The 23,080-nt window shown below is 53.1% G+C and carries 17 protein-coding genes and 2 riboswitches; of the genes, 2 read left to right on the top strand and 15 right to left on the bottom strand.

Annotated features, from left to right (window positions below; all coding sequences use genetic code 11):
* Window positions 1-5 precede the first annotated feature (5 nt).
* Complete coding sequence (locus tag DEP07_RS18485; protein WP_122963307.1) at window positions 6-1,457, bottom strand: aldehyde dehydrogenase family protein; 1,452 nt, start codon at window positions 1,455-1,457, stop codon at window positions 6-8.
* 124 nt (window positions 1,458-1,581) lie between these two features.
* Here DEP07_RS18485 and DEP07_RS18480 point away from each other — a divergent pair, with 124 nt between their 5' ends.
* On the top strand, window positions 1,582-3,714 hold the full coding sequence (locus tag DEP07_RS18480) for a helix-turn-helix domain-containing protein (protein ID WP_122963308.1): 2,133 nt from the start codon (window positions 1,582-1,584) through the stop codon (window positions 3,712-3,714).
* A 61-nt stretch (window positions 3,715-3,775) separates the two neighbouring features.
* On the opposite strand, the gene DEP07_RS18475 is transcribed toward DEP07_RS18480, so the two are convergent.
* The 14 genes from DEP07_RS18475 to nrdI all read right to left on the bottom strand — a co-directional run bounded on the left by DEP07_RS18475 (window position 3,776) and on the right by nrdI (window position 21,634).
* Window positions 3,776-5,272 (bottom strand): long-chain-fatty-acid--CoA ligase, encoded by a 1,497-nt coding sequence (locus tag DEP07_RS18475; protein ID WP_122963309.1) that lies wholly within the window; start codon window positions 5,270-5,272, stop codon window positions 3,776-3,778.
* 63 nt (window positions 5,273-5,335) lie between these two features.
* Window positions 5,336-6,592, bottom strand: coding sequence for an MFS transporter (locus tag DEP07_RS18470; protein WP_122963310.1), 1,257 nt, complete (start codon window positions 6,590-6,592; stop codon window positions 5,336-5,338).
* Between the two features lie 41 nt (window positions 6,593-6,633).
* Entirely contained in the window at window positions 6,634-7,938 is a 1,305-nt protein-coding gene (locus DEP07_RS18465; protein WP_122963311.1) for a CapA family protein, read from the bottom strand.
* A 37-nt stretch (window positions 7,939-7,975) separates the two neighbouring features.
* Window positions 7,976-8,863, bottom strand: coding sequence for a MurR/RpiR family transcriptional regulator (locus DEP07_RS18460; protein WP_063231037.1), 888 nt, complete (start codon window positions 8,861-8,863; stop codon window positions 7,976-7,978).
* A 290-nt stretch (window positions 8,864-9,153) separates the two neighbouring features.
* On the bottom strand, window positions 9,154-9,777 hold the full coding sequence (locus tag DEP07_RS18455) for a DUF2997 domain-containing protein (RefSeq protein WP_122963313.1): 624 nt from the start codon (window positions 9,775-9,777) through the stop codon (window positions 9,154-9,156).
* Window positions 9,778-9,794: 17 nt separating this feature from the next.
* A complete protein-coding gene (locus DEP07_RS18450; protein ID WP_173595952.1) occupies window positions 9,795-11,417 on the bottom strand; it encodes an AAA family ATPase in 1,623 nt (540 codons plus the stop codon).
* Window positions 11,418-11,430: 13 nt separating this feature from the next.
* The gene (locus DEP07_RS18445) at window positions 11,431-12,000 is read right to left on the bottom strand and encodes a 4Fe-4S single cluster domain-containing protein (RefSeq protein ID WP_173595951.1); all 570 of its coding nucleotides are present in this window, start codon (window positions 11,998-12,000) and stop codon (window positions 11,431-11,433) included.
* 10 nt (window positions 12,001-12,010) lie between these two features.
* Window positions 12,011-12,994, bottom strand: a complete 984-nt coding sequence (locus DEP07_RS18440; RefSeq protein WP_173595950.1) for a hypothetical protein — start codon at window positions 12,992-12,994, stop codon at window positions 12,011-12,013.
* A gap of 132 nt (window positions 12,995-13,126) precedes the next feature.
* Window positions 13,127-13,603, bottom strand: coding sequence for an acyl-CoA thioesterase (locus tag DEP07_RS18435; protein WP_229049910.1), 477 nt, complete (start codon window positions 13,601-13,603; stop codon window positions 13,127-13,129).
* A 31-nt stretch (window positions 13,604-13,634) separates the two neighbouring features.
* Window positions 13,635-15,920: a 5-methyltetrahydropteroyltriglutamate--homocysteine S-methyltransferase gene (gene metE, locus DEP07_RS18430; RefSeq protein ID WP_287102863.1), complete on the bottom strand. Its 2,286-nt coding sequence runs from the start codon at window positions 15,918-15,920 to the stop codon at window positions 13,635-13,637.
* Window positions 15,921-16,060: 140 nt separating this feature from the next.
* Window positions 16,061-16,261, bottom strand: a riboswitch (cobalamin riboswitch).
* A 158-nt stretch (window positions 16,262-16,419) separates the two neighbouring features.
* Window positions 16,420-17,772, bottom strand: a complete 1,353-nt coding sequence (gene brnQ / locus DEP07_RS18425; RefSeq protein WP_122963318.1) for a branched-chain amino acid transport system II carrier protein — start codon at window positions 17,770-17,772, stop codon at window positions 16,420-16,422.
* 428 nt (window positions 17,773-18,200) lie between these two features.
* Window positions 18,201-19,154: a class 1b ribonucleoside-diphosphate reductase subunit beta gene (nrdF, locus tag DEP07_RS18420; RefSeq protein WP_122963319.1), complete on the bottom strand. Its 954-nt coding sequence runs from the start codon at window positions 19,152-19,154 to the stop codon at window positions 18,201-18,203.
* Window positions 19,155-19,203: 49 nt separating this feature from the next.
* The gene (gene nrdE / locus DEP07_RS18415; RefSeq protein ID WP_063231041.1) at window positions 19,204-21,288 is read right to left on the bottom strand and encodes a class 1b ribonucleoside-diphosphate reductase subunit alpha; all 2,085 of its coding nucleotides are present in this window, start codon (window positions 21,286-21,288) and stop codon (window positions 19,204-19,206) included.
* The gene (gene nrdI / locus DEP07_RS18410; protein WP_173595946.1) at window positions 21,275-21,634 is read right to left on the bottom strand and encodes a class Ib ribonucleoside-diphosphate reductase assembly flavoprotein NrdI; all 360 of its coding nucleotides are present in this window, start codon (window positions 21,632-21,634) and stop codon (window positions 21,275-21,277) included. The genes nrdE and nrdI overlap by 14 nt, the downstream gene beginning before the upstream one ends.
* 154 nt (window positions 21,635-21,788) lie before the next feature.
* A riboswitch (cobalamin riboswitch) is annotated at window positions 21,789-21,986 on the bottom strand.
* A 173-nt stretch (window positions 21,987-22,159) separates the two neighbouring features.
* Here nrdI and DEP07_RS18405 point away from each other — a divergent pair.
* Entirely contained in the window at window positions 22,160-22,981 is an 822-nt protein-coding gene (locus tag DEP07_RS18405; protein ID WP_280648400.1) for an alpha/beta hydrolase, read from the top strand.
* The last annotated feature ends 99 nt before the right edge of the window (window positions 22,982-23,080 follow it).

Here is a 23,080-nt window from a genome sequence, read left to right as displayed (position 1 = left end):
AGAACTTATGGCCGGATGTAAACCGTCTTCGTTTCGACATAGAAATCGAGCGCGGATTCGCCCTGCTCTCTCGGCCCCAGGCCGGAGATTTTTTTGCCGCCAAACGGAAATTGCGATTCAAAATGGGTAGACGGCATATTGACGTGCGTCACGCCTGACTGGATACCTTTCACAAACTGGAACGCTTTTTGCAGATCGTTGGTAAAGATCGTGGAAGACAAGCCGAACTCCACCTGGTTTGCGATTTCCATGGCGTGATCGAACGAATCGACGTCAATGACCGCGATCACGGGCGCGAAAATCTCTTCTTTGGCAATCGTCATCTCCTGCGTGATTCCGGTAAAGACGGTTGGAGCGACGAAGTAACCGTTCGCCAAATCTCCGTCTGTCAGCCGCTGGCCGCCGCATTCCAGCACGCCGCCTTCCTCGATGCCTTTTTGAACATAATGCAAATACAGGTTGAGCTGATGCTCGTCCACGACCGGGCCGTTATGGCTTTCCGGATCGAAGCCATTGCCAACTTTCAGGCTGCGTGCGCGCTCCACCAGCTTGCGCTTCACTTCCTCCGCCACTTCCGGTACGACCAGGACGCGGCTTGTTCCCGTGCACCGCTGTCCGTTGTCAAAAAAGCCGCTGGTCACGATGCAATCGATGGCAAGGTCAATATCTGCATCCGCCAAAATGATTGCCGGGTTTTTCCCGCCCATTTCCGCCTGAATTTTGCCGCCGCGGGCACCGACCGCTTTTCCTAACGCCAAACCGACCTCCGACGATCCCGTAAACGAAATCCCTTTGATCAGCGGATGATTGGACAGCTCGTCCCCGATTACCGAGCCAGGACCAGTCACCAGATTGACAACGCCTTTTGGCACGCCGCTTTCAATCAGGAGTTCCGTCAGCTTGACGCTGATCAAGGAGGTGTTGCTGGCAGGCTTGAAGACGACTGTGTTGCCCGCGAGAATAGCCGGAACGATTTTCCACAGGCCGATTCCGAGCGGGAAGTTCCACGGCGCGATAATCGCGAAGACGCCAATCGGCTCGCGCACCGTGTAGCCCAGCACACGCTCATCAAACGAAGGGACGGTTTGCCCCGTCAAACGAGTGGCTTCTCCTGTCAACTGCTTCATGGAGGCAATCGTCTTGAGCACCTCGCCCCGCGCTTCCCGCAATGTTTTTCCTACTTCGCTTGTAATGATCGCAGCCAGTTCTTCTCTCTGCTCTTCCAGCAGTCGAATGAGCGTAAACAGAAACTCTCCGCGCACCGGAGCCGATTTTTTGGCCCAGTCAGGAAAAGCTTGTGCTGCCGCTTCGATGGCAGACCGCGCATCCAGTCCATCGGATTTTTGAAAATAGCCGAGCACCTCGCTCGTATTGGCAGGGTTCGTGCTAGGAAATACTTGTCCGGTATGGCTATCCACCCATTCACCGTTGATGTAGTTCTTGTGCGTTGTCGTCATGTATGACTCCCACCTTCCGTCTTCGATAACCATATTGTATAAATTCGAAATTGTTTATACAATGTAGAGGCACACACAAATAAAATGAATTTTATATACATTTCTCTACACGGAAGGTGCCTACATGCATACTCTTTCCTACTTGAACGAAAAGTTGAGTGCGTGGCTTGCCATTGCACCTATGTCGATCTGGGTTCGCCTCCCGCGCGACCGCCAATTTCGGCTGGCGTATACAGTGACGCCGTCAGCTGCCGTCGCTTTCGGGACCTTGCTGACCGCTCCCGCCACGCTCCCGGCTCATGAGCAAGAGCGCTACCGATATGAAGAAATCGAGGACAAACATTTGCTGCGGTTCTTTTTCGCTGAGGAAGGACAAGCGCTCATCTGGTTGGACTCGCCCTCGGAAGCGGCCTCCACGTTGACGGATGATCAATGGGAGCTATTGTGGCTCGGGTTGAAGCTACATCTCGCAGAAGAAGCGATTGCGAGCAAAAACGCCGAATGGAGCAAACTTTTGGCAGGCATCCGCTCGATTTCCGGTACGCTTGATACCGAAGCGATCATTCGTGACATCATCGGCAATGCCCTGTCCGTCATCCCTGCCGCTGACGCCGGACTGCTGCATTTGTACGATCCTGCCATCGACCGCCTCGTGCCGAAAGCGACCGTCGGCTTTCACGACACGCTGTTCAAAGACTTTCGCCTGAAAATCGGCGAGTCGATCGCCGGGAAAGTCTTTTTGGACGGACAACCCCGCCTGTATCGCTCCCATCCCGAGACGACGCAAGCGATGAGAGACATTTCCGCGGACAATTTTCACTCGTTGAACCACGCGAAAGACTTGCAAAATTTGAACGGGCTTTTATGTGTGCCGATCTCGATTGCCGAAAAGCGAATTGGCGTGCTCGTCCTGCACCAATTTCACCAAGACAACGAGTTTACCGACTACGACCTCGCCCTGTTGCAAGGCTTCGCCGATCAAACCTCTGTCGCGCTGCAAAATGCCGAGCTGTACGCCGAGACGAAGCAGGCGTATGAAAACATGGCGACACTCAGCGCCCAACTGCAAGCCCGGCATGATGATCTGATCAAGCGCAACAAAATTCACGAATCGATCAAGCAAATGTCCCTGCAAAACAAAGATGCGGCCACAATTGTGAAGGCACTGTCGCGCATGACCGCCAAGCCCATTCAGTTCGTAGACTGGCTGGAAGAGGGCCACGAAGCTTTTGCCCAGCTCCCCTACTTCAACCGCGACGAGCTGCACACTTTGCTGGCTGGACGTCGCCACCCGCTTTTTGTCCACTTGTATTCCGCAGGGCGTGCGGACAGCGAATACTGTTACCTGTATCCGCTGATCAACGGCAGCGTGCTGCTCGGCTGCCTGATCATCCCTTCCGCCAAAACAGGCTTGTCGGAGCTGGCGAGAATGACAATTGAGCAAGGGCGGTCCGTGCTCACTCTCGATTTGGTGAAAAAGCAGTCGATCAGCTCTGTCTTGTACAAGCGTGCCCACGACCTTTTCCAGGAAGTAATCGGCAGCAAAGGCAACGACCTGTTGGAACGCGCCCGCACACTCGGACTGGTGCCGCACGCCCACTACCTCGTGGTCTACGCTCATCTGAGTCACTGCCACGATCTCGCTCTGCTCGAAGCCAACATCCATCGGCTAGTGAACCGCTGGAAGCGCGATTTTGCCCCTGCACAAGTGCTGACCTACGGCTTTCACAATCACGTCACACTCCTGCTGCAAATGAATGGAACAGAGGAGCGAAAAGCTTTGAGCGAGCAACTGCAAACAGCCGTGGAGGAATGGGAGCGGGCCCAGGAAGCGTCCTTGTCGATTGGAGTAGGCAGCATGATCGAAGGCGTCGAGCATCTGGGCAAAAGCTTTGAGGAAGCGAGAAAAGCGGCGCACTACTTGGCGGCACGAAATCGCAGCGGTGTCATCCATTACGCCGACCTGGGCGTCAATCGCCTGATGCTCAACCAAAGCCAGGCTGACATTGACGCTTTTGTCGCCGACGTGTTTGCTCCCTTTTGGGCTGAGCCACAAAAATATCAGGAGTGGGAGCACACGCTTGTGACGTATATCAAATGCAGCCAGTCGCCGCAGCAAACCGCCCGCGAGCTGCACATCCACGTCAACACGCTCTATCAGCGGCTGAAAAAAGTGGAGGAACTGCTGGAAATCGACCTGCACCGTCCCGAAGACTTGCTCAAGGTCCAGCTCGCCTGCCATCTCCGCTACGAATAGCTTTTTCGCGCAAAGAAAAACCAGACTCACTTCGACGTGGGTCTGGTTTTTTCGTATCGTTTTACTTGCGCAAGGAACGGCGCAAAATTTTGCCTGTGGTGTTTTTCGGAAGCTCCGGCACGATTTCCACCTGGCGCGGCACCTTGTATTTCGCCAGCTTATCCTGGCAAAAGGCGACGATGTCTTCCTGCGAAACCGCCACTTCTTTTAGCGCGACAAAAGCTTTGACCGCTTCGCCGTGCACCTCGTCGGGAACTCCGATGACCGCCGCCTCGATCACGGCAGGGTGCTGGTACAGCACTTCCTCCACTTCACGCGGATAGACGTTGTAGCCATCGACGAGAATCATGTCCTTTTTGCGGTCGACGATGTAGACATACCCCTCCTCGTCCATCCGCGCCATATCTCCTGTGTACAGCCAGCCGTCCTTGAGCGCGGCCTTCGTATCTTCCGGCAGCCCCAGGTAGCCGAGCATGACATTCGGCCCTTGCACAGCCAGCTCGCCTACCTCGCCCCGCGGCAATTCGTTGCCTTCCGGGTCGACGACCTTGTTCAAAACATGCGGCAAGTTTATCCCGACCGAACCGGGCTTTCTCGTGCCGCGCAGCGGGTTGAAGGCTGTTGCCGGAGCAGCTTCGGACAGCCCGTAGCCTTCCAGTACCTTCACTTCGTACTTGGCTTCGAATTTGTGCAGCAGCTCGACAGGCATCGATGCGCCACCCGAGCAGCAGAGACGGATCGAAGCGAAATCTTCCTTCGTCGCATGCGGCAGTTGCAGCATGTAATTGTACATCGTCGGCACCCCGGCAAAGCAGGTCGCCTGTTGCTCGCGGATCGTATTGACCACTTCGACCGGGTGGAAACGCGGGATGATGATCATCGCCGCTCCGTAGCGAATCGGACCGTTCAGGCACACCGTCATGCAAAAGACGTGGAACATCGGCAATACCGCGACTACCCGATCTTCCGGGATCAGCTCGAACAAAATTCCCATCGCCTCTGCGTTGGAGGCCATGTTGCGGTGGGACAGCATTGCCCCTTTTGGCTGCCCGGTCGTACCGGACGTGTACAAAATGACCGCCAAATCGTCTTCGTTTCGCTCCGGCTCCACAAAGCTGCCGTCTCCCGCTTGTGCTACCTGCGCCAATGTCAGCTCGTCGCCTGTCGCTTCGTTGTAGATGAGATGTGTCAAATGCTCCAGTTGTTCCTTCAGGGGTGTCAGGACAGGTTCGAGCGTAGCAAGGGCAATGACCGCTTTTGTCTGGCTGTTGGCGAGAATGAAGCTGATTTCTCGCGGCGTGTAGATCGGGTTCATCGGGACAACGGCCGCACCCACGCGCAAAATCGCGTAGTAAGCGCTTACAAAATCGGGTCGATTGTCCATGATCAGCGCTACAGCGTCTCCCTTGCCAATCCCGAGCTTGGACAAGCCTTGCGCCAGCTCATCGACCCGGCGGTTCAGCTCCTGGAAGGTAGTCGTCTCCCCCAAAAATATGTAGGCGGGATGGTCTGGGAAATTTTGCGCGCTTTGCAGCAAATTTTCGTTCAAATGATACATCGCTCATCTACCCCCTTTTCAGAAAATTTTAACACCTGAGACGAGCATGATAAAGCTTTTCTTTTAGGAAATCGTGGGGATTTGCGCTGCTGTCGCTGTCTTGTTTTCTTCCCGTTTGGCAAAGAGCAGGAACAGCACGCCGCAACCGACAAACAACAAGGCATTTACGATCATCGCCTGGCCAAAACCGATGCCCACATTGGGCGCTGCTTGCACAATCGAGCCTGTGACGAGCGGAGAAATGATTCCGGCGAGCGTAACGAGGCTGGAGAGCGTGCCCACCAGCAAACCTGTGCGCTCCGGCAACATGCTGCTGACGATGACAGAGGCAGCCGTCCCTACGGAAAAAGCAAACCCTTTTCCCAAGCAAAGCGCAATCAGCACGAGCGGCAAAGACTGTACCAGCGTCACGGCGTAGAAGCAAATTCCGCCCAGGATGATGGACGCTCCTCCCACCAGCACGTACGATTTGCGATAACTCCGATGTTTTTTGTACAGACGATCGCCTGTCCAGGAGATCAAGATCGTCATCAATCCGGCCAAAAGTCCCATGCCAGCAATCGCGTAAGCCATTTGTTGATTCGTCAGGTGAATCACTTGCACCAGGTAGACAGGTTCCCACACAGCGGCAAAGGTTGTGCCCCACATTTGTGCGAAATAAATCAAAAAGCTGAACAAAAAGGTGGATGACAGAAAAACTTTGGATAAGTCCGACCATTTTGCCTTGGGCAGTGCTTGCACAGTCTTCGCCGCCTCGATGCTGACTTGCGGCCTGTCTTTGCCGACCCACAGCCAGATCAAAAGCCAGATCAGGCTGAGCGCACCCATGAACGCCCAGGCAAACCGCCATCCGTTGCTGTCAATGAGCGAAACGATGAGCGGTGCCGAAGCGACTGCCCCTACAAACGCGCCGAAGTTGACCGTGGAGTAAACAAGCCCGCGCTTTTCTTCGGGAAACCATTTGTTCAAGTGGCTGACGACTGTCGCCCAAAATGGTCCTTCGCCAATTCCGAGCAACACCCTGGCGATCACAAGCATCGGCAATCCGGCAATGGCGTAGGCGCCAAACTGGATAACCGTCCAGGACAAGGCCATGATGGCGAGCATCTTTTTCGTCCCGATCCGGTCGGACAACGCCGCTCCCAAAATACCAGCGATCGAGAAAAACCAGAAGAAACTGCTACCGACAAGTCCCCATTCTTTCTGGGACAAAGAAAATTCCGCCATAATAGGAACAGCCGAATAACCCGCAATCGTTTTATCGGCGTAGTTAATCATGTATAGCACGAACAGCATGATCATGGTGATTCTCGCCATCATCTGAATCACTCCATTCCAATAGGTGGGGGCAAGGCAATTACTCAGTCTTTTCTCAACCTCACGCGGCCGATTCCATCCTCGATCTCAATCACGGTTCCATACGCTTCACTCATCGTTTTCAGTCCTTGCAATATCTCGGGATCTGCACTCAACCTCGGCCAGCCCATCCGGTAGACAGGCTCCTCGAAGCCGAGTTCAATCGGGTGCAGCTCCAGCTCGCTTAGCTCGCCACCCTCCATTTTCCAAAGCGGGATGACGGACTGCCACACTTCTTTGTGCACGCACAGTCCGCGCGTATAGCCAGCGCTCATCGCTTCCAGCGCATCAGCGACGTTGTGCGAATGGTCCAGTCCGTATTGCTCGTAAAAGTCCGCTGGCTGCGAAGTGACAAGCTCGGTTTGGAACACGAAGTCTCCCAGACTGTAGAAGATCGGGCGGTTTTTGTAGATTTCAATGCCGCGCAACAGATGCGGGCCGTGTCCGACGACCGCGTGTGCCCCGGCGTCGATGCACGCTTTGGCAAAAGTCGGCAAAAAGTCGGCAGGCACTTCTTTGTCCAAGCCTTTCATCTCGTGCGCGTGGATGCTTACGACGACGTAATCCGCGCGCCGCTTCGCTTCCCCGATTCGTCTGACCATCCTGTCCAGATCGCGTGGGTGCGGCTGTGTCGATGTTCCCGCCTCTTCCCCTGCCATAAACCGGGAGGCACCGAACAAAAACACGTCTTTGCCCGGATGATTCATGAAGCCTTCCTCGATCAGCACTTTGCTGAAAGCGTTAATGTCTGTCGAATCCGCCAGCTCTTGCAGTTGGGCGAGCTTTTCTGGCGGCAGATGATGGGTCATGACATAGCGCATCGGGTTGACGCCCGGCCGTCCGATGCTGTCTGCACGCTGCTCTCCCGCCGCCCACCACGGATGAAAGGTCGATGTCGCCGCGATCAGCGCGACTCGGGCCGACTCGCATTCGAGATAGCGGGGAGCAGAAGCCTCCGCCAGATTTTTGCCAGCTCCGGCATGGACAAATCCGTATTCGTTCAGGTGGCGCTCTGTCGCTTCCAGCCCGCCGTACAAATAGTCGAGGGTGTGATTGTTCGCCCATCCGATCATGTTGAAGCCGTAGTCTTTCATCACTTGCAGCGATGACGGCGGCGACATGGCCCAGGTTCCGCCGCTTTGCGCACTCGGATACCCTTCGTTGTCATGGACGGTCGTCTCCAGATTGGCAATGCGCACATCAGCGCGCTGAAGCAAGCTGGCAATCTCGCGAAAAGCATTGTCTCGATAGGGCAGGTCGCGGGTGATGAAGCTGTCTCCCGTCGCTGCAAACCAAACAGGCACAGACATGAAAAGTTCCTCCTTTATGAGTCGCGTAATGGCTGTTTCAATAAATCGTGAAGTCGTCCTCCCCCTCTCCCACGAACGAATAAAGCGTCGAGCTGATTTCGTCATAGTGCTGGAGCCTTTTTTGCACAGAGACGGGGTCGTGGATCATGACGCCTTTGACAAGGGCATTCAGCACAGAGAACAAGGTAGGCATGCCGCTGGTGGCGACCGGCTGCGGCGTGGAGATTTTCAACAACAAGTCTGCCGCCTGGCTGATCGGGGCCAGCTCGCCTTCGGTAATCGCCAGCACCTTCGCGCCCAAAGCTTTTGCCGAGTTCACCATCGCTACTGTTTCACTCGGATGGCGAGGAAAGGACAGCGCAATCACAAGCCACTCCTGATCCCGCTCGGTCAAAAAATAGTCGGCATTGTCTACCGCTCCTGTGTATAAATGGGTGTTGCCCTTGATCGCGTTTAAGGTAGAAAACAGCCACTTCGCCGGGATGTGGCACCAGCGAAAACCGACGACAACGATGCGGTTGGCAGAAATGATGCTCTGCACGGCCTGGTGCAACAACTCGTAGTCGATCTGGTGCAAAGCTTGCTGGAGGTAGGCGATATCGGTTTCCATGACTTGGTGGGCGTAATTGTTGCGCGTCAGTGCCGCCTCCGTGTCGCGGTACTTCTGGATCGGCCCTTTCGTCTGCTCGCTGGTCAAGAGCGATTTCTTGATCTCCTGCTGCAGCTCGGTATAGCCGGAATAACCTAGCGCGTAGCAAAAACGAATGACCGTCGCTTCGCTCGTATTGGTCAGCTCGGCGATTTTTTTGGCTGTGTGGATCGCGAGCAGGCTCGGCTTTTCGAGGGCGATTTTGGAGATGATTTTTTGGCTGGCTGTCAAGTTTCCATACTGCTTGCGAATCCGTTCCGTTATGAGCTGATCCATGCCGGAAAACTCCTTTGCGGTTGCTTTGCGAACCTATTTTCAAGAATAGTATATATCTTGAAATAATTCACTTCAATACATCTTAGAAAATGTAGTTTATCCTTCATTTTGAAGCGAAAAAACGCATTTTGACAGGAGTTATTGCGCTTTTCGCAAGGCAAGATTGCAGGCGGAAAAACCGGGGTGGTTTGCATGCCGCCTCCTTTTTCAGCCGGGCAAAAGTTGATTGAAAAAGAAAAAGACCGTCGCATCCGGCATGGAGTGCGGCGATCTTGCGGTTGTCTGTTGTGCTAATATAACCTCAAAATTTGAATCTGCTGATCTTCCACTGTCGCGTTGTACTCATGTGTCCATGTTCGTTCCAGCTCGCTTGGGCTGGAGAGCTTTTGCTCGATTCCTTCCGTCAACTCCGCACAGGAACGTCCCAGCACGCCTTCGACCGCTTCTTCAACCGTTCCCTGCTCGTTCATGGAAATCCGCAGCTTCCGCGCATCTGTTCCGATCGTCAGCACATAGGAAATCACTTGCCCGCTCTTTTCCTCGCTTACCGTCACCGTTCCTCCCGCAGCCACAATCGAGTCGCGCAGAGCTTCGACGGTTCCCTGCAAATACCCCTCCCTGATTTCGGAGAGCAGCGATGCGGAGCGCTGGCGAAGGAGGCCAGGCGACAAATCATGCGATTCAAAGTAAGGGATAAGCCCGTCTTTTGTCTCCTCGAAATAGACGTGAATCCCATCCTTGAACCCGGTCAGCAGCTTGCCGAGCACAGTTCCGCCAATCATCAATTCTTTACTGAACATGTTTTTGTATTCTGTCCAGACAACGTTCTCCGGCTGGTAGCCCAAAGTTCGCAACGCTCGAAAAAGCGTACGTTTGTCCTGGAATGACATCGAAAATGTCGTGCAGTGGCTCAAGCGAATCCCTCCCTGGGCTAAAAATCGATATTTCTGCCGACTGCCTCCTCGCGAGCGACTCCATCTGCCACGGCATTTGCCGGGCTTGCTGGGCTTGCCAGGCTGGCGCGGACGGCAAACTCTTTTGCCCACGAACGCAGCTTCTCGATTTCCTCCCGCCTGGCTTTAGCCAAGGGAACTGTGCGCTGCATGGCCAGCAAAATATCTTCCGTGTCGATATCCCGATCTTTTTCCTCGGGATTACTGCGCTTCGCAAAAGCATCGATCAGCCCTTCATGGAGCGAAGCCTCAATCTCGGCACCCGTCAGGCGTATGCCTTCCCCCCAGTATTTCTCGCCCGATACTTCGACGAGCCTATCGATGTCAAAACGGGCCGGGTTGCGCTTCAGCCGCTCCAGGTGGATTTTGAGAATTTCTTCGCGCTCTTCCGGTGTAGGCAAGTCCACAAAAAAGATTTCGTCAAACCGTCCTTTTCGCAAAAGCTCTGCTGGAAGCTGCTCGATCTTGTTGGCAGTCGCGAAGACAAATACAGGACTCTTTTTCTCCTGCATCCAGGTCAACAACGTTCCAAAAATGCGCGTGGCGACTCCCCCGTCGGAAAAACCGCTGCCCACGCCGGACAAGCCTTTCTCGATTTCATCGATCCAGACGATCGACGGCGATACGGCTTCACACATCATGAGCGCCGAGCGAATATTCGCTTCGGACGAACCGACGATGCCCGCGAATACCCGTCCCAAGTCCAGGCGGAGCAGCGGCATTTGCCAAGCAGCCGCCACACTTTTCGCACACAAGCTTTTTCCGCAACCGGGAACGCCGACCAGCATGACCCCTTTTGGCCACTGGATGCCGAACTGTCTCGCTTCCTCCGAGTACGACGCTTTTCGTCTCAGCAGCCAGCGCTTCAAGTTTTCCAGTCCGCCGATCTGCTCCAGGTTCAATGATTCTGTCGAGATGTATTCCAGAACCCCCGATTTTCGCACAATCTGCTTCTTCTCTTCCAAAATGGTAGAGACATCGCTTGCGGATATTCCGCGATTTTTAACCAGCGCCTTCGCCAAACAGTTCTCGATCTCGTTGCGCCCCAAACCTACGGCGGCCCGGGCCAGCGCTTCTATGACTTCCGGGGATTGGTCGATCACGATGCCCGGACGACCGACGTACGCATCGGTAAAGCTGCGGATGATTTGCTTTACTTCATCCAGGTCAGGCAGAGGCAGGTCGAGAATCGTGATCTCATGCTGCAGCTCTACAGGAATTTCCAGGGAAGGAGCGATGATAATCGAATTGGAAGGGAAGCCTGTCCGCGTCTTTTGCGCAAATTCGCGAAACGTTCTGATGTTTACATGCGATCCGCGCAGCAGCGGGTGCAGATCAAACCATAAAAACAGCGTAGGCTCTTTCGCCAAATCTTCGGCCATCGTCAGAGCGATGCGAAAATCTGTGCTCTTGTGGTCAAGCTCTTCCCCGTTCAGCACAAGACCTTTTGTCGCTGTCCACGTCACAATCCGCTTGTTCAGGCTGGCGCCAATCCCTTGGAACACATCGAGCGCCCGCTCCTCTTCCGATGTAAAAATGTACAGGATGCTGTATCTGGCGCGAATCAAATACTCCACTTCCTTGACAAAATCTTGCAGCATGTATGTACTCCTCCTACAGCCATGTGTACAGGCTCGATTGAATATTCGCGGTAGGAAAACCAGTCAGATGCAAGGAACGCTCCCCTTGAACCAGTTCGACTTTTCGTTGGGGAATCAACTCTTCCGGCGTGATCCGGTTCGTCAGCACAATCAGTTTCTTGCCATGCCAAATCTCCTCCGACTGCGCCTGATAAGGCCCTGCAATCGCCACGTCAAACAGAAGCAAGGCTTTGCGCTTTTCCTCGCAACGCAAAATTGCTTCCGCTGTATAGCCTGTGAACAAAAGGACGGTGCCCGAGTGAACCTGGCGAAACGACTGAACCAGCCGCCTTACTTGCTCCGGCTGATCCAGCGGTTCTCCTCCGGAAACGGTCAGTCCGTCAACTGGCAGTCGTCCCAGTTCTTGCCCTAAAGAGTCTGGTTCATAGAGCCGACCGCCTTGCTTGTCCGGGTGCGTATTCGGATTAAAGCAGCCGCGGCAGCCGATGGAGCAGCCTTGCACCCAGACGACAGCACGGTTGCCTGGTCCGTTTACCCTGCTTTGCTTGCATATTTCATGGACTCGCAATGACTGCGCCAACATGCTCTCCCTCCTACAAGTCTAGCTGCCTTCCTGTCGCACCTGTCTTTCTCGGTACTTGCCCGCTGTCGTTGTTGCTGGCCGCACTTGACGGAAGCTCAATTTCCCGAATGACCACCCTTGGCTTTTCACTAGGTGCGTGTTCCTGAAGTTCGGGACGCGGCATCATCCGCCCATCGCGAATAAGAGCGGGTGTACCGGGTGAAGCAGTCTGAAGAGCTTCATCCAACGCTTGCAAAAAATGCGAGACAAACTCTTCGGGGGAATCCTGAAAGCTTTTTCCGTCCAGCTTCAGGCGAACAGCGTTATCATGGACGGTCCCGATCAGCAGAAGCAAGCCTTCGCCATTCTTTCCGCTGCCGACGATGCCAAGCTTTTGGATATCGCGCAGCCGACATTCCATCCGCACGGCTTCGTGCCGCTCCTGCATGACGATGCAGACGAGCGCGTCCTGTTTGACCAAAAAGATTTTGTTGTTGGGCTGCACATGTCGCCAGCTCTCGAAATCTTTGTACAGCGCCTTCACGATATCTTTTGGCGTAATAATCCCGATTTCCTCCAGCTCAAACAAGGTGGCATCGTCAATTTTCGTATGTACCTTGATCCGGCGCTTCATTACGAACTGCAAGTAAACAAGCGCGGAAAGGCCGATAAACAGCGTAGGCCCGACAGAAAGCTTTGTGATCAGGCTGAACAAAATCAAGCCAGCCATGCCAATTTGGGTGTACGTGATCACTTTGATTTTTTGTTCTCCTGTCTTGCGAAAAAACGAGAACCCTTTTCCGGGCTGATAGTCGGCAAGCTGGTTTTGCAGCATTCTTTTAAATTTTCCAATCGCCCAAATGCCAGGTACAACAAACACCAACCCCAACAGGAGCAGAAGAAAATTGCCCGTCATGATGCCGAACAGTGACATCAATCCGAAAAAGGCGCTGGTGATCCAAAGTGTCCTGATTTTCTTGTGAATCTCTGCAACTGCTTCGTTCTGGTTTTGCAAGTTTGTGCCCAACCTCCACTCCATTATTTACTACTTTTTTCCTATGCCTATTATAGTAGAGACAAGAAGGTGAGTAAATAAATCGGTGCCAGCAAAAAACCCCCACCAAAGTGAGGGTTTTGCTGCAAAATTCTATTGTTCCGCTTTGCGCTGTTTTCTCAATGCGTAGCGGTGCTTTGCCTTTTCATGCTGGATGCGCTCTTCTTCCGTCTCGGGAATGACAGCCGGCACTAACGTTGGCTTTCCTTGGTCGTCGAGCGCGATCATCGTCAAGTACGCCCTCGCTGTCATTTTCTTTTCGCCCGTCAGCAAATTTTCCGACTCGACCTTGACGAACACTTCCATCGACGTGTTGTGTGTCCAGGTGACGTATGCTTCCAGATTGATCGCTTCGCCCGTTTTGATCGGCGCGAGAAAATCAAAGGAATCGCTGGAAGCAGTGACGACAGGCTTCCGGCAATGACGCATCGCCGCTATGCAGGCGATTTTGTCGACGTACGCCATGACTTTTCCGCCAAAAATCGTATTGTGATGGTTCGTATCCGGCGGGAACACGAGATCAGTCAAATAGGTTCGGGATTGTCCGGTCGGGCATGCTTCTGTTGCCATCTGTGCTGCTCCTCTCGTTGCCATCATGCGATTATGCTTTTTGTGTCAAACGGTCACGCACAGCATGCGTCGCCGCCACCATGTTTTTCAAAGCTTCCACTGTCTCTGCTCTTCCGCGCGTCTTCAGACCGCAATCCGGGTTGATCCAGAATTGGGCTGGTGGCAATACTTGCACGCCGCGCGACACCATCTCTTCGATCTCCGCGACAGCCGGAACGCGTGGGCTGTGGATGTCGTATACGCCCAGGCCGATTCCTTTATCGTACGTGCAAGTCTCGAAGACGGAGACAAGCTCGCCGTGGCTGCGGGACGTCTCGATCGAGATGACGTCGGCATCCAGCTCGCTGATGACGTCGATGAAGTCGTGAAATTCGCAATAGCACATATGCGTGTGAATTTGCGTGCTCGCGGCAACTGTCGAGGTAGCCACGCGGAACGATTTGACGGCCCAGTCCAGATACGCCGCCCTGTCTGCCTGCTTGAGCGGCAAGCCTTCCCGCAGCGCAGGCTCATCCACCTGAATCATGCGGATTCCCGCCGCTTCCAGCGCCTCCACTTCTGCTTGCAGCGCCAGGGCGATCTGTTCGCACACCTCTTGGCGGGACACGTCATCGCGGACAAATGACCAGTTCAAAATGGTCGCCGGGCCTGTCAGCATGCCTTTTACTGGTTTTTCCGTCAACGACTTGGCGTATACGCTCTCTTTGACGGTCATGGGAGCGACGAACTGCACATCGCCGTAGATGACAGGTGGCTTGACGCAACGGGAACCGTACGACTGAACCCAGCCATTTTTCGTGAAGACGAAGCCGTCGAGCTTTTCCCCGAAATATTCGACCATGTCTGTCCGTTCAAACTCGCCGTGGACAAGCACGTCCAGCCCGATCTCTTCCTGAATCGCAATCCACTGCTTGATTTGCTCCGCGATGAAGGCATCGTACTGCTCGACTGTCCAGTTCCCTTTTTTGTACTGCTGTCTGGCCTGACGAACCTCTGCCGTCTGCGGGAAACTGCCGATCGTCGTTGTAGGCAAAAGCGGCAGCTTCCAGGCGGCTTGCTGGATATCGCGGCGCTCGTGGAACGGCACGTCGCGTTTGGCTTCTGTCGTCTCCAGCGCTTTTCGAGCCTGCTGTACTTTCTCCCGGTTTCTCGCCGGAGACTCGGCCAGGCGGAGCAAGTCCTTTTCGTTCTGGGCAATTTCCTTCGAGATAACATACTTTCCAAATCGGAATCCTTGGACTAAAAGCTGCACTTCTCCCAATTTTTCGTCCGCAAAGGCTAATGCCGCTTGAACTTCCCCAGGCAAATCGGTTTCTGCTTCAACAGTGACGGGAACATGCAAAAGGCTGCTCGATGGCTGTAGCCAAATCCGGTCCGGGTCGACCACATTGCTGATCGTCTTGACCAGCTCCCACTTTTCCTCCAGGGCCGAGCGCCAAATGTTGCGGCCATCGATGATTCCTGCGCCGAGCACTTTTTCCTGCGGGAAACCATGTGCCGTCAGGTTGGCCAAATTCGCTTTTCCTCCGTGGACAAAGTCCAGGCCCAAGCCTTCCACTGGCAGCGCGATCAGCTCCTCGTACCAATCCACCACTTCGAAATACGTCTGAACCATCAGCTTGAGGTGTGGCAGCGCCTGACTGAACTGTTCGTACACCCGGCGAATGAGCGCTCTGTCCTGCTCGGAAATATCTTGGACGAAAGCCGGCTCATCGATTTGCACCCATTCCACGCCATGCAGTTCGAGTTCACGAAGCACGTCCACGTAAAGCGGCACGATCTGATCGACAACGCGTTCGAACTCGTCTTTCGCATATCCTTTCGCCAGCTTGACAAACGTGTACGGCCCGACAATCACCGGCTTCCCGACGATGCCCAGCTGATCCCTGGCCTCCAGGTACGCTTTCAGCGGCCTGTTCTCTGCCAGCACTGGCGGGCGTTGGCCAAACTCAGGAACGATGTAGTGATAGTTCGTATTGAACCACTTGGTCATTTCGCTTGCGACAGCTTCTTTGTTGCCGCGCGCCATGGCGAAGTACGTATCGAGCGGTACCGGGCCGCCATCATAGGCAAAACGCTTCGGAACGAGTCCGAACATGACAGCCATGTCCAGCATGTGATCGTAGTAAGTAAAGTCGTTGACGGGAATCCACTCGATGCCTTTGTCTTTTTGCTTGATCAGATGCTGCTGGCGGATTTGCTCCATTTGCGCAAGAAACGCTGACTCTTCCAATTTGCCTGCCCAAAAGGACTCCAATGCTTTTTTCCACTCCCGGTCTTTGCCGATTCGCGGATATCCCAGGTTGCTGCTTTTCATGAGCTTTCTCTCCCATCCATTGAAGGTATTTGTAAAGCCAATCAAAAAAGGCACTTCCAACGGTCAAAAAGAACGTTAGAAATGCCAAATAAGCACTGCGATCACAGCATCCTAACACCTCCCTATCTCCCGTAGGTTAAGCAGTGTTGTCGAAACAGGCAGGTCTCCTGACTTGAGGATCACGATCTGCACAACGCCTTCCCAGTCCGTCTCGACCAGTGGCTTATCGCTGTGCAAACTCCCCTCATACAGTGGCGGGACCGTGTCGGATTCTCACCGACTTCCCTTTTCATCCTTGCGCCGATTTTCGCGGCCAAGGAACCTGTTCCCACTCATATGAAATTGTCGGTATGAGTGCATGTGCTCTCGCATCTAGCAAAAGAGCACCTTTCTCCTTACAGTAACACGTAAACCAGTTTTTGTCATGCTAAACTATTTCCACTCACCAAAATTATTTCAAAGTTCAGCCTGATTGCCTCTACTCTGCCAGCTTCCCGGTTTATTGCTTGGTCAGTCGCAGCTCCTGTGCCCGCAGAGAAGGTTTGCGAATCATGTAAATAGTGTAGCCGATCACAGCGCCTGCAACAGCGGGCAGCATCCAGCCAAGCCCGATCGTATACATCGGCAAATAGCGAGTAAAGAAGTCGTTGATGACGGGAAGCTGGGCACCTGCCGCGTTCAGTCCGTCAAACAGGCTGATCAGAAAAGTAGCGAGCAAGCTTCCCTGATACACCTCTGGTCGTCCGCCAAATCCTTTGTGCATAAACGTTAAAAAGACGAGGGAAATCGCAATCGGGTACATGGTCATCAAGATCGGAACCGACACTTTGATCAGCGCCGTCAAGCCGATATTGGCGACGAGTGTACTGAACACAGCCAGAATGACGGCAAACTTTTTATACGAGATCGCCGGAAACAGCGAATGGAAAAACGAAGAGCAAGCTGTAATGAGACCGACGCTGGTGGTCAGGCATGCGATCGTAATCATGAGGCCGAGCAAAACGGCGCCGTAAGAGCCGAAGTAGTAATTGGACACCTTGGCCAAAATTTGCGCCCCGTTTTCCAGATGACCAAGCTTCTCCACACTGGAAGCGCCCATATAGGCAAGCACCGTGTAGAAGAACGCCAGAAGTGCGCCCGCGATCATCGTTGCTTTTGCGCACGTGAGCAAAATTTGCTTTTTCGCCGTGATGCCTCTTTGCTTGATCGCATTCACGATGATGATTCCAAACACAAATGCCCCCAAAGCGTCCAAGGTTAAATAGCCGTCCTGAAAGCCTTTGTAAAACGCTTTGGACTGATAATCCGTCACAGGTGCTTGCAGCGCGCCAATCGGGAACAAAATCGCCGTCAACACAATCACGCCGATAAAAGTCAGCTTGATCGGTGTCAAGACTTTTCCGACTACATTGATAATTTTCCCAGGATTGAGAGATAACAGGCAAGCGAGTGTAAAGAACAAGACGGTGAAGACGATCAGTGGAACCGGACCAGCTTGCTCGGACAAAAATGGCTTGATTCCGATCTCAAACGAGACGTTCCCGGATCGCGGAATAGCGAAAAACGGCCCGATTGCCAAGTAGAGCAAAATCGTAAACACAAGACCAAATACCGGATGCACACGACTCGCCAACGAACGCAAATCATCCATTCCCGAATAAACCAGAGCGATAATCGCCAGCAGCGGCAGCCCGACTCCCGTCACCAGGAAGCCCGCATTGGCCGTCCATACGTTCGTTCCAGCCATTTGCCCCAGCATTGGTGGAAAAATCAGATTCCCCGCTCCGAAGAACAGAGCGAACAGCATAAAGCCGATGATGAGGATGAACGAAGAAGAACCTTTTTGATGCATGACACAAACCCTCCTGTAATTCCAAAGCAAAGGTGCTTTTCAGCAACCCTCTGATTAGTGAAAAAATTCACACAATCACTCCGCCCGCTCATGCCCCAACAACCGGGATCAGATCGAGCGGGAATAATTGTCAGATAAATCAGTCGACCAAATCGGTAATCGATGACCAGATCGCTTCTCGCTTGCCACTTCCGCGCTGATCACGATTCTATCTGGACAACCAGAAGTAAAACAGCTCGTTACGTCATTTATTTATAACATAAATATAAATGAAAAGATATTGAAAATAGGCGATTCATTTCCTTCCCATCTATTAAAATATTATTTATCGAGCAAACCTCACGTGTATTCTACTGACGCATTTTTGGATCGGAATCGAAAAAAGACTGCCAATGAGCGGCAGTCTTTTTAAACATACGTTTAACTTTTTACTCAAAGCGGAAATCATCATCTGTCAGCGGCTCGACGTTGAGCGTGCGGACATAGCCATTTCCTTTTTTCGAGAAGAAATCATGCTGCTTCGTATGCGTCCGAATCCCGTTCAAAACAATCGGATTGACTTCTTCCTCCGGGAAGAACGGGTCCAGTCCCAGGTTCATCAACGCTTTGTTCGCGTTGTAACGCACGTAAGCCAGCACTTCGTCCGCCAAGCCAATTTCCGTATATAGAGACACGGTATACGCCTCTTCGTTCTCATGCAGCTCGTGCAGCAACGCGTACAGCTCCTCTTTCACAGCTGTCTGCTCGACGACGCTGAGGCGTTGATACACTTCTTGCGCAAGCACGCCGACATACAGGCCGTGAATGCTTTCGTCGCGCACAATCAGGTCGATGATCTCGCCACTGCTCGTCATCTTGCCCTGTCCAGCCAAAAAGAGCGGGTAGAAGAAGCCGCTGTAAAACAAATAGCTTTCCAGAAAAACAGAGGCAACCATCGCCATGTACAAGTCTTTCGCTGTCTCGATGCTTTGATAGCGTTGCGAGATCAACGCCGCTTTCTTTTGCAGATGCGGATTGCGCTCCACCCAGGCAAAAATCTCGTCGATTTCTTCGGTGGCAGCCAAAGTCGTGAAAATGCTGCTGTAAGACTTGGCGTGAATTTGCTCCATCATGCCCATGAAAGCCAGGACGGCTTTTCGCTGCAATCCGTCCACATGCTCCATGATTTTCGGCATTCCGACGCCGCCTTGCACCGTATCGAGCAAGGTAAGGCCACCCAGCACTTTTTTATACGTGTCCCGCTCGGTAGCGCTCAGCTCCATCCAGGACATTTTGTCGTCCGACAGCGGAATCTCGTCATCGGTCCAGAACTGCATGATGTTCTGATTCCAAAACGTCATCGTAAAATCGTCGTCCGGCCTGTTCCAATTGACTGCTTTCATAAGGCGTTCCTCTTCTCTATCAACTTGTTCCAATGACCTACATCTGTTGTTAAACGGCGCAGCTAATGCACTCTTCTACCGTCAGATGCTTGGTGCGCGTGTAGTAGAGCGACTTCAAGCCTTTTTTCGCCGCGTAAATATAGTAGCGAGCCAGCTCTCTTGTCGAGATGTTGCTGTTGACGTGCAGCACGGTAGAAATCCCTTGATCCACATGCTCCTGGATTTCGGCAATCAGATCGATGACTTTGAACTGGTCGATCACATAGGCAGACTTGTAGTAAAAATAGTTCTCTTGCGTCAAGTACGGCATCGGGTAATACGTGGTCGAGTTCGCATACGTTCTCGTCTCGATATGCTCCACGATCGGCATTACGCTCGATGTCGCATTCTGAATGTAGGAAATGCTCTGTGTCGGAGCAATCGCCAGACGATAGGCGTGATACAGCCCGTTCTCCTGCACTTTTTGCTTGAGAGAAGCCCAGTCCTCTGGCGTCGGAATGTGCACGCCCTCGAACAGCTGCTTGCCTTTTTCCGTACGCGGACGGTAATCGGTTGCGAGATATTTGTCAAAATAAGTGCCCTTGGCGTACTCCGACTGCTCAAAGCCCATGAAGGTTTCCCCTTTTGCCTTGGCAATCTCGGCGCTCATCTCCAGCGAGTAAAAGTTCATCATCATGAAGAACGTGCGGGCAAAATCTTTTGCTTCTTCACTCTCATACGCGATTTTGTTTTTCGCGAGGTAGCCGTTGAGGTTCATCGCACCCAATCCGACAGAATGCAGCTCGCGGTTCGCTTTTTGCACGCCCGGCGCATTTTCCACACGGGTTACATCGCTGACGGACGTAATCGCTTCGATGCCTTCGCGCACGGATTCACGGATTTTTTTGTGCTCCATCACGTTGACGATGTTCAGGGAAGCCAGATTGCAACTGATGTCGCGGCGGATAATGTCTTCCTCGCCGTAATTCGTGATCGTGGTAGTCTCCTGCAACTGGAAAATTTCCGTGCACAGGTTGGACATTTTGACCGCTCCAATATCTTTGAGCGCGTGGTTTTTGTTCGCATTCGTCTTGTTCATGATGTACGGATAGCCCGATTCCATCTGGATCATCGCGATCTTGGTAAGCATCTCGCGGGCGCTCATGACGATCTTTTTCTTGATGCGCTCGTTTGCGACCAGCTCGTCGTACATCTGATCGAGATCCAGATCATCCAGATGAACGCCGTATTCCTTGTAGACCGAGTAAGGAGCGAACACGGTCAGAGGCTTGTTCTCCTCTGCCAGCTTGTAAAACACATTCGGCACAATCAGGCCGATCGACAATGTCTTGATCCGCGATTTTTCGTCAGCGTTGATCTTTTTGCAATCGAGAAACTCGTTGATGTCCCAACCAAAAATGTTGTAATAAGCTGCCCCGGAGCCTTTGCGCTGTCCCATCTGATCGGCGTAGGAAAACGCATCTTCCAAAAGCTTGAGTACAGGCATGACGCCTTTGGCTGCGCCCTCGACGCCTTTGATCGGCTCTCCCCGCCCGCGAAGCTTGGACAGATTGACCGCTACGCCGCCGCCGATTTTCGAGAGCTGCATGCAAGTTCCGAGCACGTAGTTGATCGAGTTCAGGGAGTCGTCCATTTCCAGCAAGAAGCAGGAGACCATTTCCCCGCGGCGGCTTTTCCCTGCATTGAGGAATGTCGGTGTAGCCGGCTGGAGACGCTGTTCCATCATGGAAACAGTCAGGCGCTTCGCAAGCTCGAAGTCTCCGCGGCCGAGCGAGAGAGCAACAATCGCTACCCGATCCGGGTACTGTTCCAAATACGTGGACTTGTCGTCCGTTTTCAGAGCGTAGTCTTTGTAAAACTTGGAGATGGCCATGTACGACGCGAATTGAAAACCAGTGTCATGCGCCAGTCGGAAAACTTCGTCGACCTGTTCAACGGTGTAGTCCTCATACACATTTTCATAAAAATCATGCTGGATCAAATAGTCCATCCGCTCTTTGACACTGTTGAAGGTCATGGTCTTCGCCTGCACTTCCTCCATGAAGACGGCGACTGCCTCTCTGTCTTTTTCCAATTGGTAAAACCCGTCGTTTCCACGCTGCATTAGTTGGTTGTTCAATTCAATGTGCCGCAATTGCTGCCACCCCACTCGTAAATTGTTCCACGTCACGGCCGGTACCGGACAATTCAAACTTGGAAATCACCGGAACGCCATACTGGATCGCGATTGTATCTGCGCTTTTGGCAAAGCTGGTGCCCCAGTTGCGATTGCCGCTGGCAGACACTCCGCGCAAATAGACATGATTTCGCTTCAGGAAACGGTCCACCTTCTCTGGCACCTGCCCGAAGCCTGTCGTGTACGTCACCAGGATGAACGGCTCGTCTAGCACCATCTCCGGATCGATTTCCACGCGCGGCAGATCGATTTTGTTTACGAATCGTCTCACGTTTCCTGTTTTTGAATCAAAAGCGATTATCATGTCCCTCATCCTTTACTGCAATTGTATACTTTTTAGCCAAAGTAAAAGCGCATTCGACGCCAAAATGTCGAATGCGCATGATGATTCCCATCGTATCCATTCAGCATGACAAACGAATGGAGCGCTCGAACACTTCCCTATCTTCCGTAGGTTACACAGTGCTTGCAGTCAGGCAGGTCTCCTGGCTTGGGGTCATTGCTCCATTTGGCCTTCCCGATTGGCTCAATCAGTGGCGATCACAAGCAAATGGAACTCTCTCATCACAGTGGCGGGACCGCGTCGGAATCTCACCGACTTCCCTATTAAGTCTACCAAATATAGCGTGGTAAACACCTGTCCGCATCAATATGTAGTTGGTAAAACTTACTTTACCTCAATATATCGTAGGAGTCAAGCTTGGCATGTTCAATTTTCGTAGTGATAATCTCTCTCATTTCTCTATTGCCAATCTCTGGTTTTCGTCCATATAATAAGTTTCGTGTACATAAAAGTTAACGCCTACGGACGAATGGAGAGTGACCCATGATGGACAGTACGACTTACGAGGCAGTAGCGATTCCCCGTTCCCAAACGAGAAAAATAACATACAACGATCGTACGTTCCACCTATTTGTGAGCACGCCAGACACAGCCCCGCCGCCAACAGGCTTTCCTGTCATCTATTTGCTGGACGCCAACTCGGTTTTCGGCACGATGACCGAAGCCATTCGCCTGCAATGCCGCGCTCCTGAAAAAACAGGCGTGCAACCAGCCATCGTCGTCGGCATCGGCTATCCGACGGAAGCGCCTTTCCATCCGTCCCGCTACTACGACTTCACGCATGTCGTTCCGCAAGACGAGCTGCCCGCTCATCCGCGCGGCGGAGAATGGCCGGAAATGGGCGGCGCCGAAAGGTTTCTTTCGTTTATCGAGAAAACGGTGAAGCCTGCTATCGAAAAAGATTTTCCTATCGATCGTACCCGCCAGACGATCTTCGGTCATTCTCTCGGCGGCTTGCTGGTGCTGCACGCCCTGTTGACGCGGCCGCACGAGTACCAATGCTATATCGCCGGCAGCCCGTCCATTCACTGGAACGAAAGCGTCCTGCTCGAAGAAGAGCGGCGCTTGCCTGAACGGCTTACAGACGAGCTGAAAGTCAGAGCGCTCCTGACGATCGGGGAACTGGAGAACGACGGGCGCTTCCACGTCAACGTCAAAGCTGAGGCCATGGCAAAAAGGCTGTCCGCTCTCGGCACAGGTCAGATACAAGCCACGTTCCGTCAATTCCCGGACGAAAATCACACCTCTGTCTTGCACGTCCTGATCAGCCACGCGATCCGCTTCGCTTCCAAAACCGCTGCCCGCTAACCAGGGCAGCTTTTTCTTTTCCCAAAACCGGCCAACAACCGCTCCACGCACGCAAAAAACCGCCCATACGAAACATATGAGCGGTCATGCACGCATTTC

Source organism: Brevibacillus sp. (assembly GCF_003521185.1).
Taxonomy (GTDB): Bacteria; Bacillota; Bacilli; order Brevibacillales; family Brevibacillaceae; genus Brevibacillus; species Brevibacillus parabrevis.
This window is presented reverse-complemented; position numbering and strand designations above follow the sequence as displayed.

Coding starts and splice junctions, on each gene's coding strand:
- DEP07_RS18405 (WP_280648400.1), top strand. CDS start 22,160: ATGGACAGTACGACTTACGAGGCAGTAGCGATTCCCCGTTCCCAAACG.
- metE (WP_287102863.1), bottom strand. CDS start 15,920: ATGAAAAGCAGCAACCTGGGATATCCGCGAATCGGCAAAGACCGGGAG.
- DEP07_RS18485 (WP_122963307.1), bottom strand. CDS start 1,457: ATGACGACAACGCACAAGAACTACATCAACGGTGAATGGGTGGATAGC.
- DEP07_RS18435 (WP_229049910.1), bottom strand. CDS start 13,603: ATGGCAACAGAAGCATGCCCGACCGGACAATCCCGAACCTATTTGACT.
- brnQ (WP_122963318.1), bottom strand. CDS start 17,772: ATGCATCAAAAAGGTTCTTCTTCGTTCATCCTCATCATCGGCTTTATG.
- DEP07_RS18450 (WP_173595952.1), bottom strand. CDS start 11,417: ATGCTGCAAGATTTTGTCAAGGAAGTGGAGTATTTGATTCGCGCCAGA.
- DEP07_RS18475 (WP_122963309.1), bottom strand. CDS start 5,272: ATGTATCATTTGAACGAAAATTTGCTGCAAAGCGCGCAAAATTTCCCA.
- nrdF (WP_122963319.1), bottom strand. CDS start 19,154: ATGAAAGCAGTCAATTGGAACAGGCCGGACGACGATTTTACGATGACG.
- nrdI (WP_173595946.1), bottom strand. CDS start 21,634: ATGATAATCGCTTTTGATTCAAAAACAGGAAACGTGAGACGATTCGTA.
- DEP07_RS18470 (WP_122963310.1), bottom strand. CDS start 6,592: ATGATGGCGAGAATCACCATGATCATGCTGTTCGTGCTATACATGATT.
- DEP07_RS18460 (WP_063231037.1), bottom strand. CDS start 8,863: ATGGATCAGCTCATAACGGAACGGATTCGCAAGCAGTATGGAAACTTG.
- DEP07_RS18465 (WP_122963311.1), bottom strand. CDS start 7,938: ATGTCTGTGCCTGTTTGGTTTGCAGCGACGGGAGACAGCTTCATCACC.
- DEP07_RS18480 (WP_122963308.1), top strand. CDS start 1,582: ATGCATACTCTTTCCTACTTGAACGAAAAGTTGAGTGCGTGGCTTGCC.
- DEP07_RS18445 (WP_173595951.1), bottom strand. CDS start 12,000: ATGTTGGCGCAGTCATTGCGAGTCCATGAAATATGCAAGCAAAGCAGG.